Annotated in this window: 20 protein-coding genes; 8 read left to right on the forward strand and 12 right to left on the reverse strand. The window is 40.0% G+C overall.

All coding sequences use genetic code 11. The features are described from left to right. Positions 1–30 precede the first annotated feature (30 nt). Complete coding sequence (locus tag AC3CAU_RS11950) at positions 31–684, forward strand: hypothetical protein (protein WP_131214880.1); 654 nt, start codon at positions 31–33, stop codon at positions 682–684. Between the two features lie 44 nt (positions 685–728). On the opposite strand, the gene ruvB is transcribed toward AC3CAU_RS11950, so the two are convergent. The 5 genes from ruvB to AC3CAU_RS11975 all read right to left on the reverse strand — a co-directional run bounded on the left by ruvB (position 729) and on the right by AC3CAU_RS11975 (position 6,008). Next, positions 729–1,736, reverse strand: a complete 1,008-nt coding sequence (ruvB, locus tag AC3CAU_RS11955; protein WP_131214878.1) for a Holliday junction branch migration DNA helicase RuvB — start codon at positions 1,734–1,736, stop codon at positions 729–731. Between the two features lie 246 nt (positions 1,737–1,982). Further along, positions 1,983–2,585 carry a Holliday junction branch migration protein RuvA gene (gene ruvA / locus AC3CAU_RS11960; protein ID WP_447053402.1) on the reverse strand — a complete coding sequence of 201 codons (603 nt, stop codon included), beginning with the start codon at positions 2,583–2,585 and terminating at the stop codon, positions 1,983–1,985. A gap of 134 nt (positions 2,586–2,719) precedes the next feature. Next, complete coding sequence (locus AC3CAU_RS11965) at positions 2,720–4,060, reverse strand: deoxyguanosinetriphosphate triphosphohydrolase (protein ID WP_424621019.1); 1,341 nt, start codon at positions 4,058–4,060, stop codon at positions 2,720–2,722. A 168-nt stretch (positions 4,061–4,228) separates the two neighbouring features. Continuing rightward, entirely contained in the window at positions 4,229–4,360 is a 132-nt protein-coding gene (locus AC3CAU_RS11970) for a putative transporter small subunit (protein ID WP_214609800.1), read from the reverse strand. A gap of 10 nt (positions 4,361–4,370) precedes the next feature. Continuing rightward, positions 4,371–6,008 carry a sodium:solute symporter family transporter gene (locus AC3CAU_RS11975; RefSeq protein ID WP_131214872.1) on the reverse strand — a complete coding sequence of 546 codons (1,638 nt, stop codon included), beginning with the start codon at positions 6,006–6,008 and terminating at the stop codon, positions 4,371–4,373. A 722-nt stretch (positions 6,009–6,730) separates the two neighbouring features. On the opposite strand from AC3CAU_RS11975, the gene purL reads away from it, so the two are divergent. The 3 genes from purL to AC3CAU_RS11990 all read left to right on the forward strand — a co-directional run bounded on the left by purL (position 6,731) and on the right by AC3CAU_RS11990 (position 11,670). Next, on the forward strand, positions 6,731–10,561 hold the full coding sequence (gene purL / locus AC3CAU_RS11980; RefSeq protein WP_447053401.1) for a phosphoribosylformylglycinamidine synthase: 3,831 nt from the start codon (positions 6,731–6,733) through the stop codon (positions 10,559–10,561). A 218-nt stretch (positions 10,562–10,779) separates the two neighbouring features. Continuing rightward, positions 10,780–10,911, forward strand: a complete 132-nt coding sequence (locus tag AC3CAU_RS11985; protein WP_447053400.1) for a KGW motif small protein — start codon at positions 10,780–10,782, stop codon at positions 10,909–10,911. A gap of 300 nt (positions 10,912–11,211) precedes the next feature. Then, positions 11,212–11,670: a hypothetical protein gene (locus tag AC3CAU_RS11990; protein ID WP_447053399.1), complete on the forward strand. Its 459-nt coding sequence runs from the start codon at positions 11,212–11,214 to the stop codon at positions 11,668–11,670. A 326-nt stretch (positions 11,671–11,996) separates the two neighbouring features. Here AC3CAU_RS11990 and AC3CAU_RS11995 read toward each other — a convergent pair whose 3' ends face one another. Beyond that, positions 11,997–14,501 carry an acyl-CoA dehydrogenase gene (locus AC3CAU_RS11995; protein WP_447053398.1) on the reverse strand — a complete coding sequence of 835 codons (2,505 nt, stop codon included), beginning with the start codon at positions 14,499–14,501 and terminating at the stop codon, positions 11,997–11,999. Between the two features lie 373 nt (positions 14,502–14,874). On the opposite strand from AC3CAU_RS11995, the gene AC3CAU_RS12000 reads away from it, so the two are divergent. Then, positions 14,875–15,192 (forward strand): YqfO family protein, encoded by a 318-nt coding sequence (locus AC3CAU_RS12000; RefSeq protein WP_447053397.1) that lies wholly within the window; start codon positions 14,875–14,877, stop codon positions 15,190–15,192. A gap of 193 nt (positions 15,193–15,385) precedes the next feature. Here the strand turns inward: AC3CAU_RS12000 and AC3CAU_RS12005 are convergent, their stop codons facing one another. After that, on the reverse strand, positions 15,386–16,153 hold the full coding sequence (locus AC3CAU_RS12005) for a nitroreductase family protein (protein WP_447053396.1): 768 nt from the start codon (positions 16,151–16,153) through the stop codon (positions 15,386–15,388). Between the two features lie 105 nt (positions 16,154–16,258). Beyond that, entirely contained in the window at positions 16,259–17,059 is an 801-nt protein-coding gene (locus AC3CAU_RS12010; RefSeq protein ID WP_447053395.1) for an enoyl-CoA hydratase, read from the reverse strand. A gap of 104 nt (positions 17,060–17,163) precedes the next feature. Between AC3CAU_RS12010 and AC3CAU_RS12015 the strand changes: the two genes are divergently transcribed. The 3 genes from AC3CAU_RS12015 (at position 17,164) to AC3CAU_RS12025 (ending at position 19,339) form a co-directional block, all read left to right on the forward strand. Beyond that, the gene (locus AC3CAU_RS12015; protein ID WP_447053393.1) at positions 17,164–17,739 is read left to right on the forward strand and encodes a nicotinate-nicotinamide nucleotide adenylyltransferase; all 576 of its coding nucleotides are present in this window, start codon (positions 17,164–17,166) and stop codon (positions 17,737–17,739) included. A 51-nt stretch (positions 17,740–17,790) separates the two neighbouring features. Then, positions 17,791–18,360, forward strand: coding sequence for a YceI family protein (locus AC3CAU_RS12020; RefSeq protein ID WP_447053392.1), 570 nt, complete (start codon positions 17,791–17,793; stop codon positions 18,358–18,360). Positions 18,361–18,775: 415 nt separating this feature from the next. Then, complete coding sequence (locus tag AC3CAU_RS12025; protein ID WP_424618905.1) at positions 18,776–19,339, forward strand: YceI family protein; 564 nt, start codon at positions 18,776–18,778, stop codon at positions 19,337–19,339. 200 nt (positions 19,340–19,539) lie between these two features. Here the strand turns inward: AC3CAU_RS12025 and AC3CAU_RS12030 are convergent, their stop codons facing one another. From AC3CAU_RS12030 to queE, 4 genes are all read right to left on the reverse strand, one after another. Then, positions 19,540–19,998, reverse strand: a complete 459-nt coding sequence (locus AC3CAU_RS12030; RefSeq protein ID WP_447053391.1) for a peroxiredoxin — start codon at positions 19,996–19,998, stop codon at positions 19,540–19,542. Between the two features lie 153 nt (positions 19,999–20,151). Next, positions 20,152–20,565, reverse strand: coding sequence for a hypothetical protein (locus AC3CAU_RS12035; protein ID WP_131214851.1), 414 nt, complete (start codon positions 20,563–20,565; stop codon positions 20,152–20,154). Between the two features lie 14 nt (positions 20,566–20,579). Beyond that, positions 20,580–21,251, reverse strand: a complete 672-nt coding sequence (gene queC / locus AC3CAU_RS12040; RefSeq protein WP_447053390.1) for a 7-cyano-7-deazaguanine synthase QueC — start codon at positions 21,249–21,251, stop codon at positions 20,580–20,582. Between the two features lie 45 nt (positions 21,252–21,296). Next, positions 21,297–22,007: a 7-carboxy-7-deazaguanine synthase QueE gene (gene queE / locus AC3CAU_RS12045; RefSeq protein WP_447053389.1), complete on the reverse strand. Its 711-nt coding sequence runs from the start codon at positions 22,005–22,007 to the stop codon at positions 21,297–21,299. Positions 22,008–22,101 lie beyond the last annotated feature (94 nt).

The raw sequence follows: 22,101 nt of genomic DNA on the forward strand, positions 1-22,101 counted from the left end.
TAGAAATTTTAAATATTAAGGTAGGGGAAAGTGGTAGAACAAGAAAATAGTCAGGCTTTAATTTTACAGCAGCCGAATGGGCAGAAAGTGTACTTGGATTTAAATCATTCTACAGATACAACTGCAATTTGGTCTTTTGTTATTGCGATGATGATCGCTTTTATATTGGGAATATCAGCCACGATTATTGCGATTTGGTATGGAAGGAAAAGTTTTGATTTAACAAAACAATCTTTTGAGGCTGTCATAAAACAAATTAGAAGCTCAGAGGATTTAATGGCTTCATCAAATCGTGAACTTATTGAAAGCCAAGAAAACTTAAAAAGAATAGATATAGCTAACGAAAGATGTAATTCAATTCGTTCGGTAGCTGCTGAATTTATTTCGTTATGCGAACACTTAATGTATGAAGCTAAAAATTTACAGAATAATCTAATTGGAACATTACCAATTGACTATTTAGCAGAGCTAACCCAAAAAAGAGATCTAATGGAAATCAATGGGACAAGATTGGAATTGTACTTAGGGAAATCAGATTTAAGCGCTAGTATTCTTATACTTAAGCGAGGATTGATTAGAGAAATTACTCCTGGTTTAAAGAGAGAAAAACACGATGTTGAGGTAAGTTATTGGCAGGATGAAATTAGAAATTTCAAACTAAATCTTACAGACTACTTTGAATAAGAATTGCCTAATAAAAGAAAGGGAGAATAAATCTCCCTTATATATCACTTCTCTTTCGGTTCAGGCGGTGTCATCCCAAACTGTAAATACGCCATATTGGTGGCAATACGGCCTCGTGCAGTACGCATTGCATAACCTTGCTGAATCAAATATGGTTCAATCACATCTTCCAAAGTACCTGAATCTTCCGCCATTGCTGCGGCCAAAGCTTCCACACCGGCAGGCCCACCATCAAAACGTTCTAACAACATGCTTAAATAACGACGGTCTAAAGTGTCCAAACCATCTTTATCGACTTTCAACATATCCAGTGCACGTTGCGCCATATCCTGATTAACTTCACCAGTGCCTTTGACTTGTGCATAGTCACGAACACGACGCAGCAAACGGTTGGCAATACGCGGCGTACCACGCGCACGACGGGCAATTTCTTTTGCACCATCACCGGTCATTGGAACTTCCATTAACAATGCTGAACGCGACACAATATGGGTTAAATCTTCAACCGAATAAAATTCTAAACGCTGCACAATACCAAAACGGTCACGTAGTGGAGAGGTGAGTAGACCTGCACGTGTCGTTGCTGCAACTAAAGTAAATGGTGGTAAATCCAGTTTAATCGAACGTGCGCCCGGGCCTTCACCAATCATGATGTCGAGTTGGTAATCTTCCATGGCTGGGTACAGGATTTCTTCAATAACGGGAGAAAGACGGTGGATTTCATCAATAAATAAAACATCACCTTCCTCTAGATTGGTCAACATAGCGGCCAAATCACCAGCACGTTCAAGTACAGGACCAGAAGTCGATTTTAAATTACCGCCCATTTCTCGCGCGATAATGTTGGCCAGCGTGGTTTTGCCTAAACCTGGCGGACCAAAAATGAGGGTATGGTCGAGTGCTTCACCACGACCACGAGCTGCGCCAATAAAAATCTCCATTTGCTCACGTACCACCGGTTGGCCAATATAGTCATCCAGTGAAGTGGGACGGATGGCACGATCAAAATGATCTTCGGGTTTTTCAGAACCACTGATAAGACGGTCTTGCATAATGATTTAGATTCACCTTTAGGGGCATCAATTGAGTCCGTAAGGATTCATACAGCCTCAAATATTTATCTGAGTTTAGATGCAATTGCGTAGGCATAACTTTACTTTTGCCAGATGAGCAGTATACCGCGCAAGGTAACAAAACCCTTTATAGAAATAATGGCATGTCCATATTCCATATTTCTGCGGCAGCATTCAGGCTGCTTTTCATTGCATCTATTTACATCTATAACATTAAATAATGAATTATTTATTCATCGACTTTAATGCTGCACGAATAATATCACCCGCTTCGGTATAATCACCTTTCACGGCATTAATCAGTTTTTGTGCTTCAGCAGGTTTGTAGCCTAAAGACTGTAAAGCCGCTTCCGCTTCTGCAACAGCAGAATTCCCCATAAACTGAATTTGTGCTGCTGTTGAATTGGTCGGCACATTGCCTGAAGACATGGCTTTAAAACGGTCACGAAGTTCGATCATCAAACGTTCAGCAGTTTTCTTACCCACACCCGGAACTTTAACCAAGGTATTCAGATCTTCATTTTCAACGGTATGGATGAGCAGGTCGATACTTAAAGTTGATAAAATACCAAGCGCCATTTTTGGACCAACGCCATTTACTTTAAGTAAGGTACGGAAAATAGTTTTCTCTTGCGCATCTAAAAAGCCGTAAAGCAATTGTGCATCTTCACGAACCGTTAAATGTGTCCATAAAGTCACTTTTTGCCCTTTGTGTAATTGGCAAAATGTAGAAAGCGGAGTATCCACTTCATAGCCTACGCCATTTACATTTAAAAGTACTGTCGGTGCTTCTAAAGCAAATACTTCACCAATGAGACATCCAATCATTTTAATTTGTCACTTATCTGTCGTGGGTTGCATAGTAGTGAGCATTTGCAGGAAAGGCAAAATGCTCACGCATAATTTATTAAAAATAATTCGTTAAAATTTGCAGAAATATTACCCCGCATATCTTCAAAAACTTAGATCAAACCGGCTTTGTTGCCTTGTAACTCTTGTGACAGGTTATAAGCCTGATGGTCTGAAAACTTCGAAATAATGTCCAGCACCTGCATAATATTTTCATAATGATTACTTTCAAAATTCACACCAGCACGCTGCAGCATAGACATTAGACGCTGTTCCTTAAAACTTAAAGTTTTATGCGGTGTGGTCAGAGGAATAAAGGCATTCAAAATATTTTGCAGACTTTGATGCGCGATAATTTCCAGACCGGCTTTTTGCGGATGTTCAAAAATTTTGTCACGCGCTAAATTCTTCGCTCGGTCAATGCCACGTTCAATATCTTCAGCGCAATACTGCAATAAGCTGCCCTTGAGTTGTCCCGACAAAATTTCATAGTGATGTTTGGCAAATGCCGTGGTCACTTCATCAACCAGTCGTTTCATGACTCGGCCACGTAAAGCGGCAATTTTTTGCTGCCATGTTGTCGTTGGTATAGACAATTCTTCCGGTTTGCCATAATCCGCAATCAGGTCAAGGAAAATCGGTTCCACTTCTTCATAAGAAAGCATATTTAAAATAATGCCATCTTCCAAATCAATCAGGGCATAACAAATGTCATCTGCTGCTTCTAATAAATAGGTTAGTGGATGACGGCAATAGTGATATTCCCCCAACTGAATTAAACCCAGCTGTTCTGCAATTTGCTTTAGAATTTCTTTTTCAGACTGATAACAGCCAAACTTTGCCCGCTGACTGGCAGGGCGGTCGCCCTGAGAGGCAATCGTTTTAGACAGCCATGGATACTTTAAGTAAGCCCCTAATGTTGCGTAAGTCAGGCGCATACCACCATCATTCGGGTGGTAGTCAATTTTAGTTAGTAAGCGTAAACCTTGAGCATTACCTTCAAATTGACGTACATCGGCTTGTTCTTCAGGTGTGAGTTCTGCTAAAAAGTTACCATGTGAAGCATCATCAAACCATTCGCGAATGGCATATTCACCGGCATGTCCAAAAGGTGGATTGCCAATATCATGTGCCAGACAGGCGGCCTGAATAATGGCCCCGACATCGGCAGGGGAAATCCAGACGGGCAGTTGATCTTTAATTTTTTCAGCTGCGAGCATGCCAAGGGAGCGACCAATACAGGACACTTCTAAAGAATGGGTTAAACGGGTATGAATGCCATCATGCTGGGTCAGCGGATGGACTTGAGTTTTACGGTTTAATTGTCGAAAACTTTGCGAAAAAATAATACGGTCATAATCTTTATGGAAGGGGCTACGTGCCTGTTCTGTACTCTGTTTTTTGCTACCAATGCGAACTGTCGAAAGCAGTTCTAACCAACGCATTTGTTCCATTTATCATTATTCAGTGACGACCTGAATTCATCATGCCAAAAAAAAATCCAATAGACTAGAGTAGTGCGACATGAATTGTCGGGAAAATATTTTTGAGTGAAAGTACTTATTCTTGAGTTATAGAAAAAAACAGATCAATAGATCTGTTTTTTTAAATGAGACCAATAATTATACCAAATCTTCACCATTCGCTTTTGCTTCTTGTGTATCGCGATAGACCGCTGTGCACAAGGTAAAAAGAATACAAGTTGCAACGAGTGGCCAAAATAAAACATACAAGGTTAGAAATTGGGTAGTCATATAAAACTCCTTATTTGTTTTTGTTAGGTAATTGATGAAATTCAATCACCATCTGATTGATTGTTTTAAAATCAAAATGATCTTTTCGATTTAACAACGTGATGCCAGTACACACCAAAGCGCTCGTGCCATAAGCAGTGAGAGAGCTTAATAAAGTGGTGTAGTCACGTAAAAATCCGATGGTCCAAGGCAATAAAGCGAGAGTGGCAAAAATACCCACCCATAAACCGACTTTTTTGCCAAAAAAACCAAAACTCATCAGGCCAAGAACTACGCCGGCGCCTAAAGTTGCAATAAACTCAAAAGCATAAGCAGTCAGACCTTGAATCGTAATCCATTCAAAACGTACAGTCAGGAAACTGATAAAGGCCAGTAGGACTGCCCAGTTAAAGGCACGCGCTGTGACTTTACCCCAATACAGACTGACAATGACCGGGAAAACAATTGCTCCCCATAGCGCGCCGACAAAAATTAACATTGATAAAATATCGAATTTTAATGTCGCAATCAGAATACCGAGCATGGTGGCTACAATCATGGTCATACGGCCAATAAACAGCATCTTTTTGGGATCAGGACGGTTTTTGGCGATTTGTTTGCCATAAATATCGGTCATGACCAGAGCCGCCAGTGCAGATAAGTCAGAATCTGCTGTAGATGACAATGCCCCAATTACCATGATAAACAGCAATACCACCATAAAGGGTGGAAGATAGGTTGCAGCCATTTGTGGAATCAGGTTATTTAAATTGCCGTCAATAGGTTGTATGCCAGCAAACAAGGCCAATAATCCGAGCATTCCTAATCCAATCACAATCGCTGCGTAACCAATCGTTGCAGTAATGAAACTCGGTTTGATCAAATCTTCGCGAACGGCAAATAATCGCTGGGCAATGGTTTGGTTACCAATCGCATAGGCCAGAACGGCGACAAAAAAAGGTGCACCTTGTTCTAGAAAGGCAGCTTTAGAAAAGAAATTCAGTTGATCGGCGCTTAAGTTGTGTACCCCAGTTTGGAATAAAGCCGGCCCACCTAAAGTATAAAAAATGACAGGAATAATAATCACAGCAGCCACAATCATCGCCACCAACTGACCAAAATCTGTAAACACGGAAGAGCGGAAACCTGACCAGAGCGTATAGGATAAAACCCCAATACCCGTAATGAGAACACCGTGAGTAAAGCTTAAAGGGGAAAGAATCTCAACCAAGGCGCCCGCAGCAGTAAAGTTCACCATCAAACTAATAATACTACCGACAATATTTGAACCCGCTAAAATGAGCTGGCTTTGAGTGCCATGACGGGCATGCATAATTTCGGCTAGCGTATGGGCATTAGGTGCAAGTTCCCGAAAACGCTTACCAAAAGGATAAATAAATAGAATCATCAGCGCACCCCAGAAACCATAGTGCAGTGCGCCTGAAACGCCGTATTTATAGCCCGAGGAAGCCGCTGCATAGAATGAAGCGGCCCATATCCAAGTGGCGGTCATGCTTGCCGCTGACATACCAAATCCCATGGAACCATTGGATACCATGTAACCATCGACATTTTCATTTTTTCGTTTAATCCGCAACGAAAGTAAAAAAGTTATGCCGTAAAAAAGCACCATCAATAGTACAGTGGTTGTACTAGTGAATTGAAACATAATAACTCCTTAAGCGCGTCACAGTCTTGTTTAAACAAGCTAACAACTGAGTGACAGATTAAGGCTCTAATTCAGAAAGAGCAGAAATATTGAGATAAATATAAGCTTGTAAGTCTATGAATATAATATTGATATATTCCTGCTTACAATAAAGGTGAACATCCGTAAATTGTTCTAACGATAAGAACAACTGTATATATCGGGAAGGCGAGTGTAACATAAGTTCATCAAATTAACTGATGAACCCCATCATTGTAAAAATTTTTTACTTATATAGATGTTTTGCATGATTTAGCTCTACTGATTAAAATATTCCTGCAGCCAAAAATTTTTAATTAAATACATAAGCTTATTCGTAATCTTTTGCTAAATAATATTTTTTTTTCATAAACAATTAAAATGTAACATTTTTTTAAATTATAGTTGATCTACATCATTCAACTGTAATTTTAAAGTGCTAATGGTCAGCTTTAACAGGTTAAAGCATAAGAATATTAAGGATTTGAAATTATTTAGAAATAACATAAATATGAATTATTCAAAGATATATGGCATCTTTTGACTGATAATTAAGATGTTTTTGTCAAAAATTATCCGCTATACTTCACAGATTCGTAAATTTCTATCTAGCTGATTTGGTCAATACCAAGTAGAATATGCGCTCTCTCTAAGTCACATTGGCGGTATGGTCCCAAAGACCTGCCCGTGGAGCCAAAATCAGCATGTTTATCGTGGCCGGTGCACCAGCACACTCTTCTTTTAAGAAAACTCAACTCTTAAACCGTTTAGCGTCAATGAGTTCTGTTCAATCAATTGAAAGTCAATGGATTTATCTGTTTGATCAAACGCTCAACGAGCAGCAGCATCAATCTGCATTACAACTATTAAATGACGGTGCGTCTTTTGAAGTTCGCCAACCGGCAAGTGATGAAATTCAAGTTCTTGTAACACCGCGTTTGGGGACTATCTCTCCATGGTCGTCTAAAGCGACTGATATTTTTGCCAATTGTAATACTCCCATACACCGCCTTGAACGCGGTGTTTTGTTTACTTTAAAGGGTATTTCTGAAATATCGAATGAAGTGAAACTGGCATTGCATGACCGCATGACTGAAAGCGTGTTCAATCAAATTGATGATGCGGCTGCCTTATTTAACGAGACTGAACCAAAACCTTTAAATAGCATTGATATCTTAGGTCAAGGTAAAGAAGCACTGGTTAAAGCCAACTCTGAATTTGGTTTTGCATTGTCTGATGAAGAAATTGATTACTTAACCGAAGCATTTATCAAGATGGGTCGTAACCCACATGACATCGAGCTAATGATGTTTGCACAAGCAAACTCTGAGCATTGCCGTCATAAAATCTTCGGTTCTGAATGGACCATTGATGGTGAAAAACAACCATTGTCATTGTTCCAAATGATTAAAAACACCTATAAAGAATCGCCTGCAGATGTATTGTCAGCCTATAAAGACAACGCTTCTGTAATTGTGGGTTATGACACGCAACGTTTCTATCCAAAACCGGATGAAAACGGTCATCACGTTTATAAATACAAGAGCCAAGCTGCTCATATCTTGATGAAAGTAGAAACTCATAACCATCCAACAGCGATTGCACCATTTGCCGGTGCTGCGACAGGTTCGGGTGGTGAAATCCGTGACGAAGGCGCGACAGGTCGTGGCGGTAAACCAAAAGCAGGTTTAACCGGTTTCACCGTGTCTAACCTGAACATTCCGGGTTTTGAACAACCTTGGGAAGACAACTACGGCAAACCATCGCGTATGGCATCTCCACTACAGATCATGATTGATGGTCCTTTAGGTGGTGCTGCGTTTAACAACGAATTTGGTCGTCCGGCCTTAAATGGTTACTTCCGTACTTTCGAACAAAATGTAAATGGCGATGTAAAAGGTTTCCACAAGCCAATTATGATTGCCGGTGGTTACGGTAACATCCGTCCTGACCATGTAGAAAAAGATCCAATTCAACCGGGCGACTTATTGATCGTTCTCGGTGGTCCTGCAATGCTGATCGGCTTAGGCGGTGGTGCAGCATCTTCTGTAGATAGCGGTAAACTCGGTGAAAACCTCGATTTCGCATCTGTACAACGTGAAAACCCGGAAATGGAACGTCGTTGCCAGGAAGTGATTGATACCTGCTGGCGTTTTGAAGATAACAACCCAATCGTATCTGTACATGACGTGGGTGCGGGTGGTGTATCGAATGCCATGCCTGAACTTGTGAACGATCACGAACTGGGTGCAGTCTTGAATCTTCGCAAGATTCCTTCATTAGAGCCAGGCATGTCTCCAATGGAAATCTGGTCGAATGAAGCACAAGAACGTTATGTATTGGCGATTCGTCCATCTTCATTAGAACTTTTTGAATCGATTTGTGCACGTGAACGCTGCCCATTTGCGGTACTTGGTGAAGCAACTGAAGCACGTCACTTGACGGTTGAAGACCCATTGTTTGATAACAAAGCTGTGGATATGCCAATGCAAGTGATGCTTGGCGGTACACCTCGTATGAGCCGTTCATATGAAACCATTGAACGTAAAGGCGATGACTTCACTGCGGCAAATATTGATTTAAAAGATGCGATCTACCGCGTTCTTAAAAATCCAACCGTTGCATCTAAATCGTTCTTGATCACCATTGGTGACCGTTCGATTACCGGTATGGTTGCACGTGACCAGATGGTGGGTCGTTGGCAAGTTCCTGTAGCGGATGCTGCAGTAACTACAACCAGCCTTGTCGGTTACACAGGTGAAGCAATGGCGATGGGTGAACGTCCTCCTGTTGCATTGTTAAATCCTGCTGCGTCTGCACGTTTGGCTGTGGCTGAATCGATTTCAAACATCATGTGTGCCAATATCGAACAAATCAGCGACATTAAATTGTCTGCGAACTGGATGGCGGCGGCTGGTCAAAAAGGCGAAGACCAAGCATTATTTGAAGGTGTTAAAGCCATTGGTATGGAAATGTGTCCAGCCTTGGGTATCGCAATTCCAGTGGGTAAAGACTCATTGTCTATGCGTACCACCTGGAACGACGAAGGGATTGACAAATCAGTGACTTCACCAATGACAGGTGTGATTACTGCATTTGCACCAGTGGGTGATGTGCGTAAAACATTGACCCCTGAATTGAAAAATGAAGATTCAGTACTGGTACGCATTGACTTGTCTAAAGGTCAGTTCCGTTTAGGTGGTTCGATTCTTGCTCAGGTTTACAAAGCCATTGGTTCTGTAACACCTGACGTAGATAGCTTCGATGACTTCAAGGCATTCTTCGCTTTAGTTCAAGACTGGAACAACCGTGGCTTAGTGAAGGCTTACCATGACATCGGTGATGGTGGTTTGTTAGCTACTGTTGCAGAGATGATGTTTGCATCACGTCTGGGTATAGCACTTGAAGATCAATCGACTGAAGCTTTATTTGCTGAAGAAATTGGTGCAGTACTACAAATCGCAACAAGCAATTGGGAAGCACTACAAGCTGAAGTTGCTGAATCAGTATTGAAAGATGCAATTAGCGTTGTTGGTCGTGTAAATAATACAGATCAATTGTCTATCAATGGCTTAGTACTTGAACGTAGCGACTTGCAAGTGGCTTGGACTGAAGTGTCTTACCAAATCCAGCGCTTACGTGACAACGTTGAAACTGCGGATTCTGAGTTTGCTTTAATTACAGACAAGAATCACAAAGGTATTATTGCACAGCCGACATTTGACTTGAATGAACCTGTTGAAGCGCCGTTTATTAATTCACGTCGTCCAAACATGGTGATCTTGCGTGAACAAGGCGTAAACGGTCATATTGAAATGGCTGCAGCATTCGACAAAGTGGGTTTCAACACTGTCGATGTTCACATGAGTGATTTGATTGCGGGTCGTATTGATCTTGACGACTTTGAAGGTTTAGTAACGTGTGGTGGTTTCTCTTACGGTGACGTCATGGGCGCAGGAGGTGGTTGGGCTAAATCGGTTCTATTTAATCCTAAACTTCGTGACCAGTTCGAGAAATTCTTTAACCGTGATGAAACCTTCTCTCTAGGGATCTGTAATGGTTGTCAAATGTTGTCTCAATTGGCTCCACTGATTCCGGGTGCTGATGCTTGGCCACGTTTCCACCGCAATACTTCTGAGATGTTTGAAGCGCGTGCGGTTAACGTCCGTGTAGAAAAATCTCACTCGATTCTGTTAGACGGTATGGAAGGTTCGATTTTACCAATCGCAGTTGCGCATGGTGAAGGTCGTGTCGTTGCAAGTAATGACAAGATAGCTGCGTTAAATGCAGGCAATCAAGTTAGCCTACGTTATGTCGACAGCTTGGGTAATGCTACACAGCAATATCCATTGAACCCGAACGGTTCACCTGAAGCGATTACCGGTGTGACTTCGAAAGACGGTCGTGCAACCATTATGATGCCGCATCCTGAACGTAACTTCCGTGCAATTCAGCATTCCTGGAAACCTGAAGAATGGACTGAAGATGGTGCATGGTTACGCATGTTCCGTAATGCTCGTAAGTTTATTGGTTAATATTTCCCGAATTTAAAAAGCCACCTTCGGGTGGCTTTTTTATTTTGAACATATTTTTATTTAATTTTTATTTCTCCCGCTGGACTTGGTTTGGATTTTGCTTTTATATTGGAGTGAAAAATAATTTGTGTGTTTTATGCACAATGATGATGCAATATAGAAGAAAGATGGTTCACTCAATATAAGTTCAGGATTGAATCTCTAAGTGAGGTGACACAATGCCAAAAACTGTGACATATACAACGATTGATAAAGCGACTTTACGTAAGAAAGGCTGGATGTTTTTTATGGCAGTTGTTGGGCTACAAATGTTGTTTTTGATTGGTAGCTATTTGCTTCAAAGCTCTTAATTTTTAGATTAAAAAAACCACCGAGAGGTGGTTTTTTATATTAGATATTTGAATAAATTCACAGCTGCGCTGAGTGTTCAAAGTTTTAATGAATAACGTTTAAGCAGTGTTTTACTTTGACAGGGCATGAGGAGCACTGCTCCGTAAGACAAAACCCTTTTATTTGGCAGAAGATACATCCTTGTATCTCTGCCAAATGTGCGACATCCATGTCGCTAGTCATGTGATTTTATGGTTGATAATAAAAATAGAGTTTTTCTTTTGTTATTATGGGGTAATTAAAAATACATGAGATAGAAATTGAAAACTAAAGAAAAGAGATCAAAAAATAATATAGTTTTTGGAGCTGTTGTTGGCTTAGCGGGGATTGCTTGTGGTTTGTGGCTTCTAATCTCTTTGGAGAAATTATCCGGAGCTGAATTCGTTGCTTCAAGTCTTGGATTTGCTGTGATTGGATTAATTATAACCTTCGCTGCCGAAATCCAAGAGTTTTCAATTGCTGGAAATAGTGTCAAATTAAAGGAATTGAGAACGGAAGCAGAAAGAACAATAGAGGAGTTAAAGCAAGCTAGAACAGAAGTATTTAGGTTCTTAGTTCAAAAAAGTATTGAATTTTCTGGTGGATGGGCAACTGACTCTAGAGTGGATGAGAGAGTTATTCCTTTTCTTAAATTATTTAAACAGATTGAAAAGTTTGACAGTGTTAATGAGCTAGAAATTGATATTAAAAAGGCTTTAAATGTTTTGATGGTTGGATAGTATAACCAGCTTAAGTTCATTCATGAAACTACAAAAAATGTAGGTGATAGTTTTAACGAGCAGGATAAACCAGATATTTTATATATAAAATTAAAAGATGAAATGCTGTATACAATGATAAAAATGCGTTCACCTAAACCAAATTTTGATGATGTAAAATTGGATATACTAAAAAGTATGCAAGCCTATTCAAAACTATATGCGGTAAAAGTTAAACTCGATAAATTAGAAAAGGAATTATGAATCGTCCTTAAACTTATCCTTTTTTTGGCAGTATTAGATTATAAAAAACGGCTTCAATAAGCCGTTTTTTATTTCTGAAATTTTTATGGCGCTAATGGTTCTTGCTGTTTTGGATCTGGCATAGGCGCTGATTCTTCCTCATTACTATAAGGATTTTCCAGTGCCAGCGTCTGATCAAGCTCAGAGTCAAAAACGTCGGTCAGCATACTGTCGTAACGTTTGGCATTATAGCTTAGTAGACTGGATGCTTCCTGTGGAGTGATAAAACCTATCTCTACCGCATTACTAATACGTTCATCAAAAGTTAAACCTTTAAACTGTCCTTTCGATTCCGCTTTCTTGAACTTGTCCCAAAGCGGTTCTAACTCAAGCAACATGTTAAAGGTCGATTCCATACGGCCCGTAACATCATCTTCAGCTGTGTTATAGAACACGTGTTTTTTCAGTTCATCGCGGAAAGCATTGTCCTGCATAATGATTTCGCCAACCTGTTGTTTCAAAGCATCACTAGGTTTGTTAACAGGACGACCGAGCGGGAAACAGATGAATTTCACTAAGCCAGCCGCAATGCTGACAGGAAAGTTAGCAAATAAACCATAAAAAGCTTCCTGTGCATTAAACAGAGATTTTTCCAGGGCCAGTTTTGCATGAATTTGCTCAGCCTCAGTTTTTTTGCCATGTTCATAATATTTAAGAATCGCAGTGCTGATAAACAGATTGGCATGAATATCTGCCAAACGCCCCGAAAGCATTTCTTTACGTTTAATATCTCCCGCAAGTAAGCCTAAACACATATCGGCAGTGAGTGAAAAGTTAGTACTTAAACGGTTAATAATTTTGTAATAGGGGCGAGTAAGTTCATCAACACTTTTCGGTGCATCAGATGAACCACCCACATAGCCATAAGCAAATGCACGCGCAGTGCGGTTAAAGGTATAGCCTAAGTGTTTAAACAGCATATCATTAAAGGTATTCAGGGCAGCATCTTTGTCCGTGGCTTGTAGCAGTTGCAATTCCTCAAACAGATAAGGATGACAGCGCATCGAACCCTGACCAAAAATCATTAAAGAACGACTAAGGATGTTGGCACCTTCCACTGTAATCGAGACTGGAATAGTTTGATAATAGAGTGCTAGAAAGTTACGTGGCCCCATTTGAACGGCACGACCACCGACCACGTCCATCCCGTGATTGACGACGCGGCGCATGGTTTCAGTGGCGTAGTATTTGGCCATTGCGGTCATGACTGCGGGTTTACCGCCTTGGTTCAAACCACAAGTAACCAAATAACGGAAGGCTTCCAGCATATAGGTATCACTGGCAATATCACTGGTGGCTTCCTGTACACCTTCAAATTTACCGACTGAAATCTTGAATTGTTGACGGATTTTGGCAAAGGCACCTACGGTCAAATACGTTACTTCACTTGCGGCGGTCGATAATGCAGGTAAGGAAATACCACGACCCACTGCCAGACATTCCATCAGCATACGCCAGCCTTTACCAATATTCTCAGCACCGCCGATAATCCAGTCCAGTGGAATAAAGAGATCTTTACCATCTACGGTTCCATTCATAAAAGGGGAACCGGGATTGTGCCGTGCTCCAACTTTTACGCCCTCATGACTGGCAGGAATCAGGGCACAGGTAATGCCATATTCCATCTTGTTTTTATCACCTAATAGTCCATCAGGATCATACAGCTTAAATGCCAAACCGATGACAGTTGCAATCGGGGCAAGGGTAATCCAGCGTTTGGAGAAATTCATGCGTAAGCCAAGCACTTGCTGGCCTTCAAAATCTCCATAGCAAACCACACCGGTATCCGGAATGGCCCCTGCATCTGAACCTGCTTCTGGACTGGTTAAGCCAAAACAGGGAATCTCTTTACCATTGGCCAAGCCCGGTAAATAGCGGTCTTTTTGCGCTTCAGTTCCATAATGTAGTAATAATTCACCCGGTCCTAAAGAATTGGGCACCATACAACTGACCGCTGCCGTTAAGGAACGGGAAGCAATCTTGCTCATAATCCGGCTTTGCGCAAATGAACTAAAGGCACGTCCGCCATATTCCTTAGGAATAATCAGCCCTAAAAAACCATTTTCACGAATGTAAGTCCATGCTTCGGGTGGCAAATCTTTATAGTGATGATGGATATCCCAGTCATTCAGCATACTGCATAACTGTTCGACTTCATGATCTAAAAATGATTGTTCTTCTGTCGAAAGCGTAGGATAAGGATAGCTTTCAAATTTGGACCAGTCCGGTGCTCCCATAAACAGGTCTTTTTCCCACCAACTGGTGCCTGCATCCAAAGCTTCGCGCTCAGTGGTGCTCATTGTCGGCATAGCATTGGCAAGGGTCTTATAGGCAGGTCTGGTCATCAGTGCCATTCGTAATGAATCAATCATAATGACCAGACTGAGTAGAATAAGTGGAATACCAAAAATTAGCGACCATGGACTAATAAAGGCGGTGACTACTGCAACGATGATTGTTGTAATTGCCCCAGTATTACGGCTCAATGCAAAAAAGAAAATGGCCCAGATTGTAAAAAATTGAATAAGCACACTGATGATGAATAACATTTATTTTCTCCAGTTGCTTACACCCAATCAAAGTCAGAGAAACAGTAAAGGGTATCTGGAAATCGCAAGATAACTTATTGCACTGTTTTATTAGAATGACTTTAGGTGTAATAAAAATATTGTTGTTAAGACCGAGAGGCGAACTAAGGATTCCATCCCGAATTTATATAATTGAATCTTGTTTTTAAGATAGAGCGTTTTTTGAACAGTGTAAAAGATTGAACTGTAAGAGAAATGTCACGAAAAGTAATAGCGACTTGTATCTATCTCTATTTTGAATTTTATTATTTTTAAATAAGTAATAAATCGTTTGCAGCGATTTATGGACGCGTAATATTACGATAACAGTAAACTAATCTAGAGGATCATCCACATGCTTAAACTGATCTATTACGTTCCTGGATCTTATCTGGAATCGACCAAACTCGCCGTGTTCGAAGCAGGTGCAGGTGGGATAGGTAACTATGAGCATTGTGCCTGGCAAGTTTTAGGTACAGGACAATTTAAACCAGTGAAAGGGGCAGATCCTTTTATTGGTGAAGTCGGCCAACTGGAACAGATAGAGGAATGGCGGGTAGAAATTATTGTGCCTGAAGATAAAGCATCTGATGTCGCAAAAGCATTAAAGGCAAGCCATCCATATGAAGAGCCTGCTTTCGAATTTATTCAGATATTGGATGTGAAATATTAATTTGCCACAGAAGAATATTCTGATACGCGAAAGGGTGATATGGATGTCACCCGTTAGACAGAATTTCAGGGATGAATCTTCTGTCTAACAAAGGGTTTTGGTTATTTTGAGCCTTCAAAGTAACATCTATGCCTACGCAAATTTAAAGCGAGTTATGGCAAGCGTATCAGGCTGTGCCAATTTTAAATTAGAATCAAACCTTCTGAATAAATAATTCACGGTCAAAACGGTATTGCGGGAAGAACACACCGTCAACCGCGCGTTCACCTGCAGCAATGACCATCACAGGATATTGCTGATCATTCAGATTTAAAATTTTATTGACCATCGGTTCATCAAAACCTTCCATCATGCAACTGTCAAAACCATAAGCCCTTAAAGCCAAAACCAGATTTTCACAAGCCAAAGCTGTGGTTTTGCTTGCCCAAAGTTTTGCATCTGCCGGGTTAAAGGCAGTCACTGGCAATTGCTTATCCAGTGTACGTGCAACTTTGAAAGCCACTTTCTTAAAGTTACCCAGAGCATTGAAATAACCTGTTTTATAATTATACGGAATGAACTTATAATATTTCTGCACAGCAGCAGGCGCTTCAGGAAATGGAAACTCAGAAATGTTCATCTTTGCCATTTCATCAATACGATCGGTACGTGCCACACAAACAATCAATTCTGAAGCCGTTTTTGCTGCCAATTGGCTTAAGCAGGCTTTTACCAGCTGTTTCTTTTTAGCCGGGTTTTGCACTACATAAAAGGTCCATGGCTGCAGATTTGATGAGTTTGGTGCAAGCAAGGCAAGGTCTAAACAATCATCCAGCACTTCGGCAGGAATAGTTTTTTTAGTAAATTTACGTACAGAACGACGGCTCTGCACAACTTTCTTAAAATTCTCGACATCAATATCTGTCGGGGCAGGCTCAAAATAACGTTTTTTTTCAGTTTTGGTTTCGCTTGAATCAGTCATCTTTATCTACTCAAATTTTAAAGCTTGAAATTTAGATCTATTAAAAAACATAAAGCCACTGAACAATGTCATTATTCAGTGGCTTTTCATTTAACAATAAAACAATTAATTAAATTGTGCAAAATCTGGCTTACGCTTTTGCATAAATGCAGCCACCGCTTCAGCCATTTCTGGTGAAGAGACACGCTTCATAAAGATTTCAGCTTCATCATCCACACAGTCCAGAATTTCCTGCAAGTTATGTTTCATTAAGGCTTTGGTTTGCTTAATCGAAGCCAATGGCAGTACAGCTAAAATCTGCGCCTGTTTCAATGCAGTCGCATATACATCTTCTTCAATGCTATTCACCAAACCTGCACTGAGTGCTTTTTCACTGTTAAATTTTTGTGCAGTAAAAAGCAACTCAGCCGCTTTGTGGTAACCCGCCTGTTGAATAAGCAGCTTGCTCGAAGCCCCTTCAGGAGAAAGACCCAAGCTTACAAATGGAATCTGGAATAGGGCAGTGTTGTCGCTATAAACCAAATCACAGTGTAAAAGCATAGTAACCCCAATACCAATCGCTACACCACGAACCGCTGCAATCAAAGGTTTTGAAAATTTCGCAGCAGATTTTAATACTACAAATGGAGGTGCATCACCAGCTTTCCCGGCAAGTGGAGTTTGAATGAACTGCATGAAGTCCTGCATGTCATTACCCGCGCTGAAATCTGCATCTGCACCGCGTAAAATCACCACACGCACATCTTTATCTTGATCAGCTTCATCTAAAGCTTTAGCAATCCAGAGATACAATTCGCCATATAATGCATTTTTTGCTTTTGGTCGATTAATGGCTAAAGTTAGTACGCCATTTTCTAAATTCGCATCCAAATGTTCATGAGGTTGTTGAATACAGCTCAGTGTCATCGTACTATCCTTGCTTTAAAACTTAATTTAATTTTATGGCGTTTATTATGTCGCATATTTATTTGGGCGACACAACTCATGAGTCATAAAAAATTTGATCTGTTATGAACTATACATTTGATTATCTTGTTTTCATTGGTCGGTTTCAGCCTTTTCATTTGGCACATATGCAAACGATTAAAATTGCTTTAGAGCAAAGTCAGTATGTGATTTTGGCACTCGGATCTGCACAGAATGAACGTAATATTAAAAATCCGTTTAGTGCTTCTGAACGTGAAGAGATGATTTTGTCCAACTTTTCAGCAGCAGATCAACAGCGAATTAAGTTTGTACATGTGGTTGATGTCTACGATGATAAAAAATGGCAAAAACTGGTTACTTCGCTGGTAGCAGAAATGGTACAGCCTGAAGATAAAGTCGGTTTAATTGGTCATTTTAAGGATGAATCTTCCTATTATCTCCAGCTTTTCCCTGAATGGGAGATGGTGGAGCTTGAAAGCCTGAAAGGTGCAATTTCAGCAACGCCGCTGCGTGAAGCGTATTATCGTGGAGAAATCATCGAATCTGCTTTTCCACTTGGAACCAGTGAATTTTTACAGAAATTTCAGAACACGCCTACTTACCAACAATTGCAGCACAAATACCTGACACAAGATAAAACCAATCTGGAACAATTTTAAGTAAGCTTTTAAGTCGGGGCAAGAAATTGCAACGATCTAGGAGTGGATAAGATGAATATCCAGACCATAATCAAAAATCTCTTAATTGCTGCAACAGTAAGTTTAAATATCTTAGCTCAAGCAAATGCACAAGAATGGATATTGACCCCTCAGACTCATGTCAGTTTTGATATCAGATCGATGGGTTTTTCTATCGTGAAAGGGCAATTTGAGCAGGTTCAATCCAGTATGAGCTTTGATCCCGCAGTTCCACAAAATGCCTCGGCCCAGTTTGTATTGGATATAAATAGCCTAAGTTTGAGCAGACCTTCACTGAGAGAGATGATTTTGGGTGAGGATTTATTTTATGCAGAAAAATATCCAACAGCGACCTTTAATAGTCATGAATTTATAGCCTTAGGCAAAAATCATTACAGTATAAAAGGTGATTTAACCTTGCGCGGTATTACCCAGCCTGTAACTCTAGATACTGTTTTAAAACCAAATATAGCCGATCCCCAACTTTTAGATGTTGAATCTAAAACCGTGGTGAATCGTAGTGATTTTGGTATGAAAAAATCATTTGGTGGGATAGGTGAGAAAGTGAATATTGCAGTAAATGGACAATGGCAAACAAGATAGTTTATGCATTTAAACAACCGCTTAAAGTACTTCAGAATTTCGAGTTTTTTTACGCTTTTGCATAATGGTTTTATTCTTATAGTGATATATAGACTTCTATACTTTTAAGTTGCTGACAGCTTTTAAACTTCTTGGTGAGCTTAAAATATAGGACAGCCTTTTAAAGTTAAAGTATTTAAAAATAACAATTTTATAAAGTGCTATTAGGTTGCTAATAATATATTAAGCTAATTCTTATAAGGAAAGTATGTCGGGTATTCTTTTCCATTAGTCATTAATGATTTTACAAAAACCCCAATAAACTGATATAAAAATAACTAAAATACAAATTCGAAAATTTAAAAAAAATTTAATCTAAGGATGGACCGCATGTCTAAATCCGATCAATAAGCAATCATAAAAGGTGGATTTAAATTTGAAAACAACAATAAAAAATGGACTTGTTATCTTAGCAATGGGTTCAGCTTTGATCAGTCAGTCCTTTGCGCAATCCTGGGTTTTAACACCTCAAAGTAATGTTGGTTTCGAGATCAAGTCGATGGGGCTTACGGTGGTCAAGGCTAAATTTAATCAAGTTCAATCGAGCATGGAGTTTGATGCTAAAGCACCGCAAAAGGCATCGACACATCTGATTATGGATGTAGAGAGTTTAAGCTTTAATAAGCCTTTGCTGAAACAGATGATTTTGGGCGAAGACCTTTTTTATGCAGCGAAATATAAAACTGTAAGGTTTAAAAGTACCCAATTTAAAGACTTGGGGAATGGTAAATATAATGTTCTAGGAAATTTGACCTTGCGTGGTGTGACCAAGCCTGTGATTTTTGTAACCACATTTAAACCTAACCTCTCTAATGTCAACTTACTCGATGTCCAAGCTTCTGCAGTGATTAACCGTAGCGATTTTGGTATGAGAAAAGGTATTGGAGGTGTAGGGGAGAAAGTGAATCTTCAGCTTTCGGGGCAATGTGAAGTGAACTAAAATTACATTTGCGGGTGTTTCAAAAAGATCTTTTTATAGGTTTTTTTAATTTATCTACTGTGCTGTAGGCTGGTTATTATGTGGGTTTAAAAAATCCAAGCAAAAGCTAAATTAAGATTTTGGGTTATAAAAGACCGCAAAGAAACAAGTAGAATAAAAGCCCAAAGCTTTGGGCTTTTATAAATTTAGTGGTAATACTATCAAGCTACCTGGAGGGCTTTTAAGTCTTCCAATACCTGTTCTGCATGACCTGCAGCTTTGACTTTACGGTATTCTTTGACTAGTTTGCGATTATGGAAAATAAAGGTTGAGCGTTCAATACCCATCACCTGTTTGCCATACATGTTTTTTTCTTTAATCACATCAAAGTGCTTGCACAGTATTTCTTCTTTGTCACTGATCAGATTAATGGTCAGATTCTGCTTTTCGGTAAAGTTCTGATGCGCTTTAACAGAGTCGCGTGAAATGCCCAAAATAGTGGTATCTAAAGCATCAAATTGATCTTTTAGACATGAAAAACCTATCGCTTGTGTGGTACAGCCCGGGGTTGAATCCTTTGGATAAAAATACACAATTAGCCATTCAGTCGGAATTTCGGTCAGATTAATTTCATCCGTGGTGGTAGGGAAGGTTTGATTGAGGAGACTGATATCAGACATGTCTTGATCCTTACAAAGTTGAATTTGTCATATTGATCTTGAATTTATACGGACATGATAGCGAATTTATGCATACTTATGCTGAAGTTCGCCAGGTAAATTTTCAGTAATAAAAAGCCTGCAATTGCAGGCTTTTATTGAATCCAAATCAAGTTACTTTTTAGGTTGTTGAGCAGATTTCATTGCTTCTTCAGTTAAGCTTTTAAGCTTGCCTGTAAGTTGTGGACCAAAACAAGCTTGAAGATCTTTATTTTGTTTTTGAACAAAAGCTAAAGTAGCTGGGCTTTTCTTCTGGTTAACGGTACTTTGAATTTCCCATTTTTGAGCATTGGTTAATTTACCGTCCGCCTCAACCGCACAAGTACAATATTTGCTTACTTCTGCAGCTGATAATTTTTTACTTTTGCCTGTTTCATCTTTACAAACATTAATTAAAGCAGATTTTACATTAGTGCTTTTATAAGCTTCTTGGAGCTTGTTTGTTTCTGCAGCATTTGAAGCAGTTGCCATGAATGCTACAGCAGAAACTAATGTAGAAAGAATAATGTTTGATTTCAAATTTTTCATGTATTGTTACCCTGTTATGACGGTATATAACGTGTTGGATCTGCGATACCTGCATCAGCAAAACCTTGTTTGCGTAAACGGCAACTATCGCATTTGCCACAAGCACGTCCTTGGTCGTCTGCTTGGTAGCAAGACACCGTTTGACTGTAGTCTACGCCATGTTCTATACCTAAGCGAATAATATTTGCTTTGGATAAATGTAACAGAGGTGTTTCAAATTTTAGAGGTTTACCTTCCACACCTACCTTGGTTGCAAGGCGGGCCATGCGTTCAAAAGAATCAATAAATTCAGGGCGACAGTCAGGATAACCTGAATAATCAACGGCATTGATACCAATTACAATCGCTTCTGCACCAAACACTTCTGCGGCAGCAAGCGCATAGGACAGAAATATCGTGTTACGTGCTGGAACATAAGTTACAGGAATACCTTCTTGTTCATGATCTGGAACATCAATGCTATGGTCTGTTAATGCAGAGCCACCGAGGTTACCTAAATCAATATTAATGACGCGATGTTCTACTCCAGCACGCTGTGTTAATACTCTAGCAGCATCAAGTTCAGTGGTAGAACGTTGACCATACATAAAACTGATGGCAATACATTCATAACGTGCTTGCGCCCAAGCCAAACAAGTTGTTGAGTCTAAGCCGCCAGATAACAAAACTATGGCACGAGAGCGCATATTCAAATCTCCAAACAAATATATGTATTCAAAAACAGAAATAAATTAACGACCAGTTTCATCATTCCAGAGCAATTTATGCAATTGTAGCTGGAAACGAACAGGGAGATGGTCTTCTAAAATCCATTGTGCTAAATCACGCGCAAGTTGAGGTAATCGAACCACACCTTTTTCAACTGCAAATGCAGGAGAGAACCATACGGTGCTAACCTTGTCGGCAAGTTTGTATTGTTCAACTTGTTGTTTTGACCATTGATAGTCTTCACGATTACAAATTACAAACTTGATTTGGTCGTGCTGAGTCAAATGATCAAGATTACTAAGCAAATTTCGTGCGACTTCACCAGAAGTTGGGGTTTTTAAATCGAGCACTTTAGAAATACGCGGATCAACTTTAGATACATCTAAAGCACCACTGGTCTCAAGTGAGACTTCACAGCCCAAATCGGCTAAACGTTGCATCAGAGGTAGGGCATTTGGCTGAGCCAGCGGTTCACCACCCGTCACGCAAATATAGGGGGTTTTAAAATCGAGTGTTGTTTTAATGATGTCGTCTAGTGATTGGCGTTCACCACCTTCAAAAGAATAAGTAGTATCACAATAAGTGCAGCGTAAAGGGCAACCCGTTAAACGAATAAACACTGTTGGCAAACCGGCAGCGTTGGCTTCACCTTGTAATGAATAGAAAATCTCCGTGATGCGTAAACCCGCAGACGGATCAGAAACAGGAATAGCAGAAGAGCGAAGAGTATTCATAACAAAAAATTACCACACCAAAAAACATGAAAGTACAAAAACAAAAATCTCTACGACCATGTCTGACCGTAGAGACGAGGAGTGGCTAAAGCTC

This window comes from Acinetobacter sp. GG23 (assembly GCF_057766365.1).

Bases quoted from the DNA above. Each gene is read 5' to 3' on its own strand.
- AC3CAU_RS12015 (WP_447053393.1), top strand. From the start codon at position 17,164: ATGAACTATACATTTGATTATCTTGTTTTCATTGGTCGGTTTCAGCCT.
- AC3CAU_RS11985 (WP_447053400.1), top strand. From the start codon at position 10,780: ATGCCAAAAACTGTGACATATACAACGATTGATAAAGCGACTTTACGT.
- AC3CAU_RS11965 (WP_424621019.1), bottom strand. From the start codon at position 4,060: ATGGAACAAATGCGTTGGTTAGAACTGCTTTCGACAGTTCGCATTGGT.
- AC3CAU_RS12005 (WP_447053396.1), bottom strand. From the start codon at position 16,153: ATGACTGATTCAAGCGAAACCAAAACTGAAAAAAAACGTTATTTTGAG.
- AC3CAU_RS11995 (WP_447053398.1), bottom strand. From the start codon at position 14,501: ATGTTATTCATCATCAGTGTGCTTATTCAATTTTTTACAATCTGGGCC.
- ruvA (WP_447053402.1), bottom strand. From the start codon at position 2,585: ATGATTGGATGTCTCATTGGTGAAGTATTTGCTTTAGAAGCACCGACA.
- AC3CAU_RS12000 (WP_447053397.1), top strand. From the start codon at position 14,875: ATGCTTAAACTGATCTATTACGTTCCTGGATCTTATCTGGAATCGACC.
- queE (WP_447053389.1), bottom strand. From the start codon at position 22,007: ATGAATACTCTTCGCTCTTCTGCTATTCCTGTTTCTGATCCGTCTGCG.
- AC3CAU_RS12020 (WP_447053392.1), top strand. From the start codon at position 17,791: ATGAATATCCAGACCATAATCAAAAATCTCTTAATTGCTGCAACAGTA.
- AC3CAU_RS12035 (WP_131214851.1), bottom strand. From the start codon at position 20,565: ATGAAAAATTTGAAATCAAACATTATTCTTTCTACATTAGTTTCTGCT.
- AC3CAU_RS11975 (WP_131214872.1), bottom strand. From the start codon at position 6,008: ATGTTTCAATTCACTAGTACAACCACTGTACTATTGATGGTGCTTTTT.
- AC3CAU_RS11970 (WP_214609800.1), bottom strand. From the start codon at position 4,360: ATGACTACCCAATTTCTAACCTTGTATGTTTTATTTTGGCCACTCGTT.
- AC3CAU_RS12010 (WP_447053395.1), bottom strand. From the start codon at position 17,059: ATGACACTGAGCTGTATTCAACAACCTCATGAACATTTGGATGCGAAT.
- purL (WP_447053401.1), top strand. From the start codon at position 6,731: ATGTTTATCGTGGCCGGTGCACCAGCACACTCTTCTTTTAAGAAAACT.
- queC (WP_447053390.1), bottom strand. From the start codon at position 21,251: ATGCGCTCTCGTGCCATAGTTTTGTTATCTGGCGGCTTAGACTCAACA.
- ruvB (WP_131214878.1), bottom strand. From the start codon at position 1,736: ATGCAAGACCGTCTTATCAGTGGTTCTGAAAAACCCGAAGATCATTTT.
- AC3CAU_RS12030 (WP_447053391.1), bottom strand. From the start codon at position 19,998: ATGTCTGATATCAGTCTCCTCAATCAAACCTTCCCTACCACCACGGAT.